Source organism: Erwinia sp. PME.40.26/001 (genome assembly GCF_055556675.1).
Genome location: NZ_JBVHNP010000001.1, coordinates 1,325,187 through 1,340,136 on the forward strand (window position 1 = coordinate 1,325,187; position 14,950 = coordinate 1,340,136).

Sequence of the window (14,950 nt, forward strand, 5' to 3'; positions counted from 1 at the left end):
TTAATCTTACCTCCTTGTATTCCGGTGATAAGTATTACTCTTTAATCAATCTGGCCCTATACGATTATTCCTGAAAAGAAACAGTTTAAGACTTTCGGCATCTCCGGTTATTTCCCGGCCAGTCATGTTGCTTTCCTGTGCAGCGCGGGCGGAACAGAGGCCTCAACCCGGATTAGCGGTTGAAATGGGGCCGGTTACGACCCATCATTGATCCTTACATATGCTGTTCAGGTGAAAATAATGTTCGAATGGATCGCCGACCCGTCAATCTGGGCCGGCCTCGTCACGCTGGTCCTGCTGGAACTGGTACTGGGTATTGATAACCTGGTGTTTATTGCCATTCTGGCGGAGAAGCTCCCCCCTGCCCTGCGCGACCGTGCCCGCGTCACCGGCCTGCTGCTGGCCCTGCTGATGCGTCTGGCGCTGCTGGCGTCTATCTCCTGGCTGTCATCGCTGACCAGCCCGCTGTTCAGCCTGAGCGGACACGCGTTCAGCTCCCGCGACCTGATTATGCTGGTGGGCGGGGTGTTTCTGCTGTTTAAAGCGACAATGGAGCTGAACGAACGGCTGGAAGGTAAAGATGAAGAAGAGGGGCCGCAAAAGCGCGGTGCGCGATTCTGGCCGGTGGTGGCGCAGATCGTGGTGCTGGATGCCGTGTTTTCTCTGGACTCGGTGATCACCGCCGTCGGGATGGTTGACCACCTGGCGGTGATGATGGCAGCCGTGATTATTGCCATCCTGCTGATGCTGCTGGCCAGTAAACCCCTCACCCGCTTTGTCAACGGCCACCCGACCATCATTATTCTTTGTCTCAGCTTTCTGCTGATGATTGGCTTCAGCCTGGTGGCCGACGGCTTTGGCTATTCCATTCCCAAAGGCTATCTCTACGCGGCGATTGGTTTCTCGGTGATTATTGAAGCGCTGAACCAGCTGGCACAGTTTAACCGCCGCCGCTTCCTGTCTGCGCGCTCACCGCTGCGCAAGCGCACCGCAGAAGCCGTGCTCAGGCTGCTGCGCGGCCATCATGAGCAGGCGGAACTGGATGCGGAAACGTCCTCACTGGTGGCCGACAGCGCCGGACGCAAAGCCATCTTTAACAAACAGGAGCGCATGATGATCGCGCGCGTGCTGGCGATGGGCCAGCGCAGCGTCAGCAGCATTATGACCTCCCGACATGAAATTGAGCATATTGACCTGGCGGAATCGCCGGAAAAAATCATGGCCCTGCTCGATCAGAATCAGCATACGCGCCTGATTATTACCGAGAACAGCGATGACCCTCTCGGCGTCGTCCACGTGACCGACCTGCTGAAGCAGGCGCTGCACGGCAACGACCTCGATATAAGGGGGCTGATCCGCCAGCCGCTGGTCTTCCCGGAACAGCTGACTCTGCTGCCCGCGCTGGAGCAGTTTCGCGCCGCCCGCACCCACTTCGCCTTTGTGGTGGATGAGTTCGGTTCGGTCGAGGGGATTGTCACGCTGAGTGACGTGATGGAAACCATTGCCGGTAATCTGCCGAATGAGGGGGAAAAGCTCGACCCCCGCCATGACATTCAGCAAAATGCTGACGGCAGCTGGACGGCCAACGGCCATATGCCGCTGGATGACCTGGCGATGCATTTACCGCTGGAGCTGGATGAAAAACGTGAATACAACACACTGGCCGGTCTGTTAATGGAACATCTACAGGACGTGCCGCAGGAAGGGGAAGAGGTACAGGTCGGGGAGTATCTGTTCCGCACCCTGCAGGTTGACAGCCACCGGGTGCAGAAAGTGCAGATTATCCCGAATCACAACGAAGGTTAATTTTGACGGATGCAGATTATCCGCAGGGGACGACCGGAAAGCATGGTCGGCCCCTGCCCCGTCACTCAGCCGCCATTACAGATCTTTCAGCACCTTTTTGACATCATCCTTCTTATCGCTTTCCGGGTTGCCCTCCATCCACTTTTTCAGCCGATCGCGCGCTTCATCGCGCAGCTGCTGGCGCAGAACCTGGTCCACTTTAAGATTGTAGTTGATGGCCGACCAGGGGCCGTAGATATGCAGCGGTACCGGCGTTTGCTGCAAGCGCTGTATCAGCGTGCTGTCGCCAATCCAGCCTTCGGTCACCGTCACACCAAAACGAATATCCAGCGCCCGTTTAACCACATCGATGGATCCGGCCCCGGTATAGTTAAGCGTACCGGAGTGTGCATCCAGCTTGCCGAAGTCGAAAACGCCATTTTTCAGGGCCAGTGATGCCTGCACCTGCTGGAGATTCGCCTGATTGTCACTGCTCTGGCCCTGCACTTTATTACTGCTGTTTTCCACCGCCCGCTGGATCAGCTGCTGGAAGTTGAGCCCGGCAAACTGCGCATCTTTAATGCTCAGATCTGCCCTGCCCTGCCAGTGACGCTTAAAGGCATCCACCGTCAGCCCCTCGCCTGAGAAACGGCCCGTCATCGACAGTGCCCCGCTGACTTTGGCCGGCAGTTCAAGACTGTTCAACAGTGGGGAGAGCGACAGCTGATTCAGCTCCGGCTGCAGAGTAACTTTGGTGACAGCGTTGCGCACGTCAACGGTTCCCGGCAGAGAGAAACGCCCCTCTGCGGCACGGCCGCTGAAGGTGTTGACCGTCAGCAGTCCCTGCTTATTGATGGCATCCAGTCGGACATCACTTATCTGCATGCCACGCCAGTTCAGCCTGTCGGCCGCCAGCCTGATGCTGCCGTCCACCGCATTGAGCGGAGAGTTGGCGTTGTCATACTCTGGCAGAGCGGCGATCACCGGCGCAGGACCGGAACGCTGGTCCCCTCCGGTGGCGTCGCCGGGTGATACCTGAGTCAGCCCCAGCAAGGCATCAAGATTGAGACTGGCCGCATGCAGATCCGCACTCACCTGCGGCCGCGCACCCAGGGTGCCGGCCAGGCTACCGGTCAGCTTGCTGTCATTGGCGGTCAGCATCATGTCCGCCAGGCTGAACTGCTGGCTGGCGGCATTCCACTGTGCTTTCATGGTGGCACTGCCTTTGACCCCCTCCTGGGGAAGATCGGCCCCTTTCAGCTGGTAATCGAACTGGTTCACCACCGCATCAATGCGCCGTGGGTAATCGGCAATATTCAGATCGCTGTCGATACTGACCTGCAGTTCACGCTGGTCGCGATTAATCCGGCTGCTAAAGGTCAGATGCGCCAGGCGCGGCTGCGTCTGATCCAGCGACAGATTAAAATCACGCACATTGAGCTGCTCACCATTATTTTGCTGCCAGACCAGCAGGCTGTCGGCAATGCGCAGGTGGGCAATATCAAACTTCCAGCCACGGGCGACGTCACTGACCCGGGTCACGTCACTGTCATCGACGGGGCCGATGGGGGCATCGGCCGGACGCTGGCTGTCACTGTCGGGCATCAGGCGCACCACCGCGCCTTTCAGCATGATCTGCTTAACGGAAAGCTGATGGGAGAGGAGCGGCAGCAGGTTGACGTCCAGCCGCATATTCTGAGCGCTGACCACGGGCTGGGAGGCCCCGGGGGCGGTCAGCGTCATCGGGCCAGAAAGAATACTGAGCTGCGGCCAGACGTGCCAGCGCAGATCGCCGTTCAGCGCCAGGCGATAACCGTTATGCTGCTCCACCTGGCGAACCATATAGGCGCGAAAATCATTAGGATTCACCAGCACGACCAGCGCGGTCATACCGGCCACCATCACCACCAGTAAGATAGCCAGGGTGGTAATAAATCTTTTCATGCCTTCTCCTTAAACCCCATGCTTTCAACCCGCAGAGACGCTGCCCGCCTTGCTGTTAAGCTTAGTCTTTATCAATGCGGCTGGCGTCTGCGCCCTGCTGACCTTTGTATTTGGCATCCTGACGGCTGTTATAAGGCCGGGCGGCCGGCCCGGACAGCGGTTCAAAACTGAGCGCGCCAATCAGCATGCCGGGACGCAGTGCCAGGGGGAGTTTACCTGAATTATAGAACTCCAGCACAATACGGCCCTGCCAGCCGGGATCGATACGGTGTGCGGTAACGTGTACCATCAGCCCGAGTCGCGCCAGGGAAGAGCGTCCGTCCAGCCAGCCCACCAGGTCGTCCGGCAGCGTCACCGACTCCAGCGTCACCGCCAGCGCCAGCTCACCGGGGTGCAGATAAAACGCATCCCCTTCCGGCAGCACGATTTCGTCGCTCATCACGCGATCCAGCGCTGCGCTGACTTCATCTTTCGGGCCACTTAAATCAATAAACGGTGCCGTATGACCGCGAAACGTGCGGAACTGATTACCGAGGCGCACATCGACGGTCGCGCCATTGATGCGTTCGACCGGTGGGCGCGGTTCAATACCCAGTTTGCCGTTATCGAGCCAGGCTTCTATATCGCGGTCACATAATCTCATGAGGGACTCCAGCAGACACTTCGGTTACTCGAAGAACTGATTAATTTTCGCTTTCAGGATATCAATGGCAATACGGTTTTTCCCGCCGCGCGGCACGATGATATCGGCATATTGCTTTGACGGTTCGATAAATTGCAGGAACATCGGACGTACCGTCTTCTGATACTGTGCCATTACCGAATCCATTGAACGCCCGCGCTCGTTAACATCGCGCTTCATGCGTCGCATCAGGCAGATGTCCAGCGGGGTATCAACGAAAATTGAAAAGTTCATTTCCTGGCGCAGGCGCGCATCGGTCAGCAGCAGGATCCCCTCAAGGATAATGACTTTCTTCGGTTTCAGGCAGAGCGTCTGCGCGGTACGGGTATGCTCAACGTAGCTGTAGACTGGCAGATCGATCGGCTGCCCGGCTTTCAGCATCTGTAAATGCTGTAACAGGAGGTTATGATCCATGGCGCTGGGATGGTCATAGTTGGTCTTGACCCGCTCCTCCATGGTGAGATGACTCTGGTCTTTATAGTAGGCATCCTCGGGGATGACACCAATATTTTCATCACCGACGCGGTCGCGTACTTCACGATACAGCGTACTGGCAATAAGACTTTTTCCCGAGGCAGAAGCACCTGCGATACCTACGATGACGCACTGATGTGACTTGTCAGTCATATATTAAAGACCTGATTCTGAGACAATATAAGGGTGAGCACACCCGGCAGATTTAGCGCTACAGGCAGACAGTGGCTGCCGACACACCTGCAGCATGAATTTGAAGGGTATAGCGGGCGCAATTATAGGGAGTTAGCCCTGCTGATGCCAGAAAAAAGCGCCTGGGACCTTTTCAGACTTTCCCGTTAGGCGACAATCACTTTCACCGATAAACTGGCCGACAGAAAAACAGCAAAAAGGAAACCGTGTGTCCTGGCATCTCGTCCATATTTTAACCTATTTCGGCGACAGCATGTTGCTGATCCCGACCGCTGCTATTATGGCGTTATTGCTCCACTATAAAAGCGACGATAAACGCACGGCCTGGTATTGGGTGCTCGCTTTCTGCACGGCCGGGGCCGTGGTCAGCCTGTCTAAAATCGCCTTTCTCGGGTTTGGCATTGGCAGTGCGCGCTTCAACTTCACCGGTTTCAGTGGCCACAGTGCCATGTCCGCCACGCTGTGGCCGGTGATGCTCTGGCTGCTGAGTGGCCGCCTGGCGAACATCTGGCGGGGCGTAGCGGTGGCCTGTGGTTATCTGATCCCACTGATGGTCGGTCTTTCCCGCCTGGTGCTGAACTACCACTCCGTCAGTGAGGTGGTTGCCGGGCTGACGCTGGGGTTTACCCTCAGCAGCGTCTTCCTGTTCAGCCAGCGTCACATCCGCCCGCGCGGGTTCTCACCATTACAGCTGGGGATCGCCCTGCTGCTGCCGTTATTACTGATCGGCCACGGCCGCATCGCCACCACCCAGCAATTCCTGCAGCGGCTGTCCGTGCAGATTGCCGGTATCGACCACGCCTGGACCCGCGAGGAGTTGCTCAAACTGCGTCAGTGAGGGCATTTTTACTCTCTTTTCACCGGCAGACCTGGGTTCAATCGTCCGAATAACGCGATCTTTTGGTTTTGGCGAAAATAGTGCTTATTTGTTATGCCAGCATGGGCATAAGATATTAAGATTATGCCTATATCGGCGCCATGCTGGATATGTAATGACGACAAAAAATTTATCACCGGTAACCTCCCGGCGCGAACAGTGGGTTAACGCCCTGCTGCTGGGAGTGTTAAGTTTTGTCGTCACTTTTTACTGTCTTGAGCTGATCAAGGTCAGCGGCCAGATATCGCCGCTGTGGTTTTCCACCGCGCTGATGACCATCGTAGTATTCCGTCACCCCCTGCACCGCCTGCCCCTGCTGCTGGCGTGCTGCGTTGTCGGCGTCTCCGTGGCCAACGCCCTGGTCATCGGTCCCTCGCTGGCCAACCTGAAGTTCCCGCTGGTCAATCTGCTCCAGGCTCTGCTGGGGGGCGCACTGCTGCGCCTGCTGCTGGATCGTGACAAACCGCTGAACTCGCTGTTTAGCTGGTGCAAAATGATGGTCGCCGTCGGCGTTATGACGCCGCTGATCGGTGGGCTACTGGCCAGCTGGCTGCTGCATTTTGACGGCCACTCGTCGCTGCGTTTCTTCACCACCTGGAGCATCTCTGAGGTGATTGGCATGCTGGCGCTGGGCCCGGTCTGTCTGCTGTGGCAGCCGGATTATCTGCGCCGTCATCTGCGCCAGAACGTGCTGTTTGAAACCCTGCTCACGCTGATTGTCACGCTGGCACTGTGCTGGCTCTCACTGCGCTATGTCCCCTGGCCTTTTACCTTTGTTATTGTGATCCTGTTTTACAGCGCGGTCCGTCTGCCCCGCTTTGAAGCCTTTGTGATCTACCTTGCGACCATCTCAATGATGTCGCTGATGCTGGCCCTGCAGCTGATCCCTGACGACATCATTAATGCCCGGATGCTGGTGTCCATGCCCTGGGTCCCGTTCCTGCTGGCGCTGATCCCCAGCCATATCATGACGCTGGTGATGCACTCATTTCGCGAAGAGCGTAAGCACATCTCTGAAAGCGAAACGCGCTTTCGCCACGCCATGGAGTATTCAGCTATTGGTATGGCGCTGGTATCAACCCGCGGCGACTGGATGCAGGTCAACCCTTCCCTGTGCAAAATACTGGGCTACAGCAGGACGGAACTCAGCGTCCTGAACTTTCAGACGCTGACCCACCCCGACGATCTCGACGCCGATCTGGAACAGATGCACGCTCTGCTGGCAGGCGAGATCAGAAGCTACAGCCTGGAGAAGCGTTATATTCATAAAAACGGCCAGATCCTCTGGGTCCTGCTGGCCGTATCACTGGTACGCGACAGCGAACAGCAGCCGCTCTACTTTATTGCGCAGATTGAAGATATCTCCGATCTGAAAAAGACGGAGGAGGTGAACCAGCGCCTGATGGAACGGATCACCCTGGCGAATGAAGCCGGCGGGATCGGCGTCTGGGAGTGGGATTTACAAAACGGCGTGATGAGCTGGGATAAGCGTATGTTCCAGCTCTATCAGATGCCAGCCAATGCCCAGGCCTCGTACCAGGACTGGGTTAACCGGCTGCACCCGGCCGACCGGGAAGGCGCTATCCGCATGTTTGATAACGCCGCTAAAAATGCCATGCCGGTCGACGTTGAGTATCGTATTAATACGGACACCGGCGTGCGTCATATCCGCGCCCAGTGCAATATTTTGCTGGACCGGAATGGCAACGTCGAACGTATGCTTGGCATAAATCAGGACGTTACCGACTTACGCCTGCTCACCAACGCCCTTTATGAAGAGAAAGAGCGCATGCACATCACCCTGGATGCCATTGGTGAAGCCGTGATCAGCACCGACGAAGAGATGCGGGTGATCTTTATGAATCCGGTGGCAGAAAAAATGAGCGGCTGGCTCCAGCATCAGGCCTCGGGTAAACCCCTGAGCGAGATCCTGCATCTGACCCAGGGCAGCCAGGACCCGGAGCGTAAAAATCTGCTGCTGTGCGACCTGCCGCAGCAGAAAACCCCGGGAGAGCCCGATGCCGAGCTGGTGCTACACAACCGCTCCGGTGAGCAGTTCGCCGTGCATTACAGCCTGTCACCGCTGAAAACGCTGGCCGGTGAAAACATCGGCAGCGTAATGGTGATCCAGGACGTCAGTGAATCCCGTGAAATGCTGAAGCGTCTGAGCTACAGCGCCTCGCACGATATGCTGACGCGCCTGCCTAACCGCGCCAGCTTCGAGCATCAGCTTAAACGCCTGACCCTCTCCGGGGCAGAGCAGCAGCACGTGCTGGTGTTTATCGATCTCGATCGCTTTAAATCCGTCAATGACACCGCAGGCCATGCGGCCGGGGATGCCCTGCTGCGTGACATCGCTGGCGTGATGCAGCGCCATCTGGGGACCGGCGATTTCCTCGCCCGCCTGGGCGGCGATGAGTTTGGCGTCCTGCTGCCGGACTGCACGCTGGAGCAAGCCGGCGAGACAGTGGGCCGTATTATTAGCGCCGTTAGCGATTATGGCTTCCTGTGGGAGGGCCGGTTGCATCACGTCGGTGCCAGCGCCGGTCTCACGCCGGTCAGCACGGACAGCGCCAGCGAACTGATGGCGCAGGCAGACCTTGCCTGCTACCACGCCAAGCATAACGGACGCGGCCGACTGTCCTTCTACGAAAGCCACCTGCTGAAACGACTGAAGCCAGTCATGACCCGCGCTGAAAATGCGCATATCATTGCTCATCAACCGATGCGCCTGCAGGTGTGGGCGGCCTCCCCGCCGGGAAAAATCCATGCCACCAGCTTCTGGCTGGCAGAGATGCAGCTGTTTACGCCAGAAGGGGATGAAATTGATGAAACCAGCTTCCGCGCCGGGCTGCAGGACAGCGATCTTTTTGTCGAACTGGACCGCAAGCTGATCAGAGAATTCTTCCAGCACTACGCGCAGGGAACCATCAGTAAAGGCCTGACCCTGGCGTTGCCGATCTCCGGCTTCGGGCTGCGCGATGACGCTTTCATTAACGATACGCTGGCCCAGTTTGCCCGCTACAGCGTACCGGCCAATACCCTCTGGTTTGCCCTCAATGCCGACGTTCTCAGCCAGCCAGATGAAGCACTGCACCGCAATATTGCCCGCCTTCGCGCCGCCGGTAGCCGGATTGTCCTGCGCGACTTTGGCCGCAATCTGGATGCGTTTAACCAGCTGCCGGCCGACGAAATTGACTATCTGTACCTCGCCAGCGAGCTGGTGGCCAACGTCCACTGTAACCTGATGGATGAGATGATGGTGTCGATCATTCACGGCCACGCCCGGCGGCTGGGTATTGCCACTCTCGCCGGGCCCGTAGAGCTGCCGGTGGCCCTTAACACGCTCTCCTCCATTGGCATCGACGTGGTGTGGGGCGATACCATCGCGCCCCGCCAGCCGCTGGCGTCGATGCTGATGAACAGCTACTTCGCCATCAAATAATTCACCCTTATTTCGGCTGGTGCAGACAAGCTTGAGTGATCCAGCCCTGCACCTTCGCATCCTGCTCCGCGCCGGTCAGCAGCTGTGCGCTGGCCGACATCAGCGGCGCACAGCGCAAACCCGCTTTCAGCATGATGTGCAGGGTTTGCGGATCATCTTCATAGCGAAAGACCGCCAGCATCTGCTTCGGCGTCAGAGTCACTCCCTGTGCAATGGCGCTGGACAGTACCTGCTGGAGCACGCTGGTGGTCTCGTCGCGGTAGCGCCAGTTACCCCGGGCTTCATCAATCAGCGCATTGGTCATCCCTTTCTCACCAAATTGCCTTTCCGGCTCAAGGTAATGATCCCAGACAATCAGCCCGCTGTTGAGTAACGCCGCCCGGGTCGGTGGTGGAGCATACTTAATCATCCAGGCCATCAGGGTCAGATCGCGCCCGCTACCGTCGGACAGCGTTTGCTCGAGTAGCAACGGCTGCTGACGTACTGCCGCCATCAGCGTTGCGGTGTCGTCATTCAGCGCCAGCAGCATCAGCCGCCAGAGGCCCTGCGGGGCTGACTCATACGCCAGCAGAAAATTCGCCGTGCTGCCGATGCCTGTAAACAGGGCGGTGGTCATGTAAGAGGGTGCGTCCGGGAGACGGGGCTTTATCCAGTCAGGACGTGCCGCCAGCAGCAGGGCCATCGTCGCATAAAAACGCTGCTGCCGCGCCTCGCCCGCAGGCGGCTCGAGACGCAGATCGCGCAGCGGATCGTAATCAAAGGAGAGTGACTGGATCTGTGCCGGGGTCATCACCGAAAAAAACAGCTTCAGGGCGACCGTATTATGGCTTTCAATCGCATTGCTGAGGACAGAGTAGCCATTTTCCCCTTTATCCAGCGGCGAAAGTCCGCGCCGGATAAAATAGCGCAGCGTCTGTTCGGGATAGGCTTTTGCCGCTGCGCGGTAAAACAGCTCGCGGGCGCTGTCGTCAGGGAGTCGGTTCAGCTGCGTGATGGCACCCTGCTCCAGCAACACCAGGTTATGTTGCATCTGCCGCTCGTGCCGCGTCCACGCCATGGTGCTCTGGTGGCCCGGGTTAAACCAGAAGGCGGCAGTCAGTACGGTAAACAGCAGCCATCCGGTGACCAGCGCCTTTACCGGCGGGACATCGCGCCGCTGCCAGCGAGCCAGCAGCAGCGTAAGCCAGGTCAGCAGGGACACCATTAACAGCAGTACCTCATGCGCAAACTCCACAACCCTCAGCCCCGCCGGCCAGAGTAACAGAGCGATAATCAGCGACTGTGGCAGCAGTGATGCCAGCAGTACCCAGCGGGAACGGGTATGACGCCAGCGCAGGGCCAGCACCAGCGCGGTGATGCCAAGGGCCAGAGGGGCAATCGTCAGCGACACCAGGATTAAAAATACAGACAAGCTCACATCCACTCCCTGCCCTCTGCCGGATGGCAGGGCGGTTATTCCATTTTGTGGACGCGATTCTATACAAAGCCGGCCGATAAATAAAAGACGACGTGGTAAACCTTCTCTTGCCGCTTGCGCCGCCAGCGCACTCAGGCTAAAGTCGCCCCCTTTTTTCCCACTCAGCGGAGGAAACGATGTTTATCGGTTTCGACTACGGTACGGCAAACTGCTCTATTGCCATCATGGAAAACGGTGCCCCTAAGCTGCTGCCGTTAGAGCAGGACTCGCCTTATTTACCCTCAATGCTGTGTGCGCCCACCCGTGATGCCGTCAGCGAATGGCTGTTCCGTCATCATCAGGTCCCTACCCCACAGGCAGAAAACCAGGCGCTGCTGCGCCGTGCGCTGGCGTTTAACCGCGAAGAGGATATCGACGTCCTGCCGGGCAGCGTCAAATTCGGCCTCGCGTCACTGGCACAGTACATGGATGACCCGGAGGACGTGTGGTTTGTGAAATCCCCCAAATCGTTCCTCGGAGCCAGCGGGCTGAAACCACAGCAGGTCGCTTTCTTCGAAGATCTGGTCTGCGCCATGATGCTGCACATCCGCCAGACCGCTGAAGGTCATCTGAACGAGCGCGTCACTCAGGCGGTGATCGGTCGTCCGGTCAACTTCCAGGGACTGGGCGGCGATGATGCCAACCAGCAGGCGGAAGGCATTCTGGCACGTGCGGCCAGCCGCGCCGGTTTCCAGGAGGTGGTGTTCCAGTTTGAACCCGTAGCTGCCGGGCTGGATTTTGAAGCGACGCTGACGAAAGAAACCCGGGTGCTGGTGGTGGATATCGGCGGGGGAACCACCGACTGCTCCATGCTGCTGATGGGCCCGCAGTGGCACGATAAAGCGGATCGTGGCGACAGTCTGCTGGGTCACAGCGGTTGCCGCGTGGGGGGAAACGACCTGGATATCATGCTGGCGTTTAAGGAACTGATGCCGCTGCTGGGGCTGGGCGGTGAAACCGTGAAAGGTACCGGGCTGCCAGCCCTGCCGTGGTGGAACGCCGTCGCGATTAACGATGTGCCTGCGCAGAGTGACTTCTATGCCGCCGCCTCACGCAAGCAGCTGCAGGACCTGATCCGCGATGCTGCAGAACCAGCTAAAGTACAGCGCCTGCTTAAAGTGTGGCAGCAGCGGCTGGGCTATCGTCTGGTGCGTGCCGCCGAAGAGAGCAAAATCATTCTGTCGCAGCGTGACGAGGTGCAGACCGCGCTGGACTTTATCGACGCCGGACTGGAAACAGGCATCAGCGTTACCGCGCTGGAAGCGGCCATCAGCCAGCCGCTGGAACGCATTCAGGAGCAGGTCACCCTGGCCTTAAATACCAGCGGCACGCGTCCTGACGTGATTTATCTGACCGGAGGCAGTGCGAAATCGCCGGTGCTGCGTGCGGCATTACAGCAGCAGCTGCCGGATATTCCGCTGGCCAGCGGCGATGACTTCGGCTCTGTGACCGCAGGCCTGGCACGCTGGGCACAGGTGATGTTCCGTTAATCGTTCGCAGTCTGACCGGCCAGCCCGGTCAGACTACTGAACGCGCCCTTCCCGCCCGCCACCAGAGGATCAGCGACAGCAGGGCTACCCCGCCCAGTACGCTAAACGCCGCGCTGAACGAGTAGCGCGTGGCAATAAATCCGGCCAGCGCCGGACTGAACGCCGCCCCGGCCCCCTGCATAAACATAATAATGCTCTGCCCCGCATTAACATGCCCCGTACCTTTCAGCACGCTGACCACGTAACCCGGCAGCGCCACGCCGAGAATGCCCGCCGCCAGCCCATCCATAATCTGCACCGGGATCATCGCCAGTGGCTCGGCAAATCCGGCGGCAATCGCGGCACGGAAAGGCAGCACCATCAGCGCCACCATAATCAGCCGCCGGTAGCCATATTGCTCGATGCGCGCGGCGGTAAACAGCGCCACCGGGATCATCACGCACTGCGAAATCACCACCGTGGCAGCCGCATACAGACCGGGGTTAATGGCCCCGGAACCGGACGCCGAGGCGACGCGCATGCTTAACATAGGCAGCAGTGCAGCATTGGAAAGATGGAAAAGCAGCAGGGTCAGCCCGGTAATCAGCAACAGCGGATTTTTTATCAGTACCGACAGGCGCGGTACCGAAGTGGCCTCCTGCGCAGAGGTCAGTCCACGGGCAACGGCATGATCGATATCCTGTTCACGAATGGCAAGAACAGCAACGGAGGTCAGCACCGCCATCCCGGTCATCAGCACAAAAACGGCCCCAATGCCACTGTACCAGCTGGCGACGCCTGCCAGCACCGCCGCCGTCATATTCCCGCCATGATTAAACGCTTCGTTTCGCCCCATCTGGCGGTTAAAACCGGCCTCTCCGGTAATCCCCAGAGTGATACCGGCCAGCGCCGGACCAATAAAGGCGGCGGCGATGCCGGTCGCTATCTGCGATAGTGTGACGGCAACCGGCTCAGGACGATACCACAGCCACAGCGTGGCCGCGGTTATCAGGGCACAGCAGACCAGCAGCCACAGACGCTTGCGGGTGGTGGCATCGATCATGATCCCGGCCGGGATAGTGACCAGCAGACCGGCCAGACCGCCGGCGGTCATCACCAGGCCGATATCATCCGGTGTCCACTGCCTGTCGGTGAGAAAAATGCCTAAAAAAGGGCCAAGACCATCACGCACATCGGCAAGAAAAAAGCTCATCAGACACAAAGCCTGAAGCGATCGTTTGGACATGGTATTTCCCCTGGCGAAAAGGTCAGTGAGACCCAAAAAGGCACGAAAGGTTAACGATAAGATGCGCCTATCATGCCTGAAAACGGCAATAAGTCACCGGGAAGGAGAGTAACGAATTGAAACCTGCAGAAAGAACATCGGCCAGGCCTGGGGAGACTGTCCGGCGCAAAAAAGGCCCGCAAAGGCGGGCCTGGTGTGCGCAATACTCAGCGACGTTTAGTAGCTGCTGACTTCAGACAGCAGACGAAGATCCTCATCTTTCAGTCTGAGAACGGCGGCTTTCGCCAGTTCGTCGACCTGTGCCAGCGACGTGGCGCTGACAATCGGCGCGGTGACCGACGGACGGGCGATCTGCCAGGCCAGTGCCACCTGCGCAGGCGAGGCATGACGGGCATCGGCTATCTGGACCAGCGCATTGACGATTTTCAGGCCGCGATCGTTCAGATACTTTTCGACGACACCCTGGCCACGGGCGCTTTTCGCCGCATCCTCTTTACTGCGGTACTTTCCACTGAGGAAACCGCTGGCTAGGGAGTAGTAGTTAATCACGCCGAGGCCGTGCTCCACCGCCACCTGCTCCAGCCCGCTCTCATAGCCTGCGCGATCGTAGAGATTATATTCCGGCTGCAGCGTTTCATACCGCGCCAGCCCATTGTCCGCGCTGATTTTCAACGCCTCACGCAGGCGGTCGTCAGCATAGTTAGAAGCACCGATAGCGCGCACCTTACCTTCTTTGATCAACGCATCGAACGCGGCCAGCGTCTCCTGCAGCGGGGTATCAGCATCATCACGGTGAGCCTGATACAGGTCAATATAGTCGGTTTGCAGGCGTTTCAGCGAGGCGTCCACCGCCTGGCGAATATAGGCAGGTGCCAGTCCGGTTTTGCCATCCCCGAGATCCATTCCCACTTTGGTCGCCAGCACTATCTGGTCACGTTTACCGCTTTTTTTCAGCCAGTTACCAATAATGACTTCTGATTCGCCACCTTTATTTCCCGGTGCCCAACGAGAATAGACATCCGCCGTATCAATAAAGTTAAGCCCCTTCTCCACCAGCGCATCCAGCAGAGAAAACGAGGTCTGTTCATCAATAGTCCAGCCGAACACATTACCACCAAAGGTCAGCACCGGAACCTGGATACCGGAGCGGCCCAGCTGGCGATGTTCTAAAGTACTCATAATGATTCTCCTGATTGGAAGCCAGTAACGCAGCCCATAAGTCTAACAAAGAAGCGGGATCGTGCTTCGTCCATTTGTGGCAATGTATTTACCAGAAAAGATAAAAAAGAAAAGATGCCGCCGCGACAGCGGATAACTATACAGTTATCCTTAATTCCTTCATTTTTCAGCGGTTGAAATTCGCTATCCTTATAAAATTCG

Annotated in this window: 10 protein-coding genes; 4 read left to right on the forward strand and 6 right to left on the reverse strand. The window is 57.9% G+C overall.

Going from position 1 to position 14,950, the window contains the following annotated elements:
* The first annotated feature begins 240 nt into the window (after positions 1-240).
* Complete coding sequence (locus ACZ3HG_RS06390; protein WP_465332342.1) at positions 241-1,806, forward strand: TerC family protein; 1,566 nt, start codon at positions 241-243, stop codon at positions 1,804-1,806.
* Between the two features lie 75 nt (positions 1,807-1,881).
* Here ACZ3HG_RS06390 and asmA read toward each other — a convergent pair whose 3' ends face one another.
* The 3 genes from asmA to udk form a co-directional block, all read right to left on the reverse strand.
* Positions 1,882-3,729 carry an outer membrane assembly protein AsmA gene (asmA, locus tag ACZ3HG_RS06395; RefSeq protein WP_191932896.1) on the reverse strand — a complete coding sequence of 616 codons (1,848 nt, stop codon included), beginning with the start codon at positions 3,727-3,729 and terminating at the stop codon, positions 1,882-1,884.
* Between the two features lie 61 nt (positions 3,730-3,790).
* On the reverse strand, positions 3,791-4,372 hold the full coding sequence (dcd, locus tag ACZ3HG_RS06400; protein WP_191932897.1) for a dCTP deaminase: 582 nt from the start codon (positions 4,370-4,372) through the stop codon (positions 3,791-3,793).
* A gap of 24 nt (positions 4,373-4,396) precedes the next feature.
* A complete protein-coding gene (udk, locus tag ACZ3HG_RS06405; protein WP_062742835.1) occupies positions 4,397-5,038 on the reverse strand; it encodes a uridine kinase in 642 nt (213 codons plus the stop codon).
* Positions 5,039-5,285: 247 nt separating this feature from the next.
* Between udk and ACZ3HG_RS06410 the strand changes: the two genes are divergently transcribed.
* Together ACZ3HG_RS06410 and ACZ3HG_RS06415 are read left to right on the forward strand one after the other, a co-directional pair.
* Positions 5,286-5,915: a phosphatase PAP2 family protein gene (locus tag ACZ3HG_RS06410; protein ID WP_342214441.1), complete on the forward strand. Its 630-nt coding sequence runs from the start codon at positions 5,286-5,288 to the stop codon at positions 5,913-5,915.
* Positions 5,916-6,069: 154 nt separating this feature from the next.
* The gene (locus tag ACZ3HG_RS06415; RefSeq protein WP_465332346.1) at positions 6,070-9,399 is read left to right on the forward strand and encodes a diguanylate cyclase; all 3,330 of its coding nucleotides are present in this window, start codon (positions 6,070-6,072) and stop codon (positions 9,397-9,399) included.
* 7 nt (positions 9,400-9,406) lie between these two features.
* Here ACZ3HG_RS06415 and ACZ3HG_RS06420 read toward each other — a convergent pair whose 3' ends face one another.
* Positions 9,407-10,810 carry a hypothetical protein gene (locus tag ACZ3HG_RS06420; RefSeq protein ID WP_465332348.1) on the reverse strand — a complete coding sequence of 468 codons (1,404 nt, stop codon included), beginning with the start codon at positions 10,808-10,810 and terminating at the stop codon, positions 9,407-9,409.
* Positions 10,811-10,992: 182 nt separating this feature from the next.
* Here ACZ3HG_RS06420 and yegD point away from each other — a divergent pair, with 182 nt between their 5' ends.
* Positions 10,993-12,345, forward strand: a complete 1,353-nt coding sequence (yegD, locus tag ACZ3HG_RS06425) for a molecular chaperone (RefSeq protein ID WP_191932900.1) — start codon at positions 10,993-10,995, stop codon at positions 12,343-12,345.
* Positions 12,346-12,373: 28 nt separating this feature from the next.
* Here the strand turns inward: yegD and ACZ3HG_RS06430 are convergent, their stop codons facing one another.
* Both ACZ3HG_RS06430 and ACZ3HG_RS06435 read right to left on the reverse strand, forming a co-directional pair.
* The gene (locus ACZ3HG_RS06430) at positions 12,374-13,570 is read right to left on the reverse strand and encodes an MFS transporter (protein WP_465332350.1); all 1,197 of its coding nucleotides are present in this window, start codon (positions 13,568-13,570) and stop codon (positions 12,374-12,376) included.
* 216 nt (positions 13,571-13,786) lie between these two features.
* Positions 13,787-14,749, reverse strand: a complete 963-nt coding sequence (locus ACZ3HG_RS06435) for an aldo/keto reductase (protein WP_191936600.1) — start codon at positions 14,747-14,749, stop codon at positions 13,787-13,789.
* Positions 14,750-14,950 lie beyond the last annotated feature (201 nt).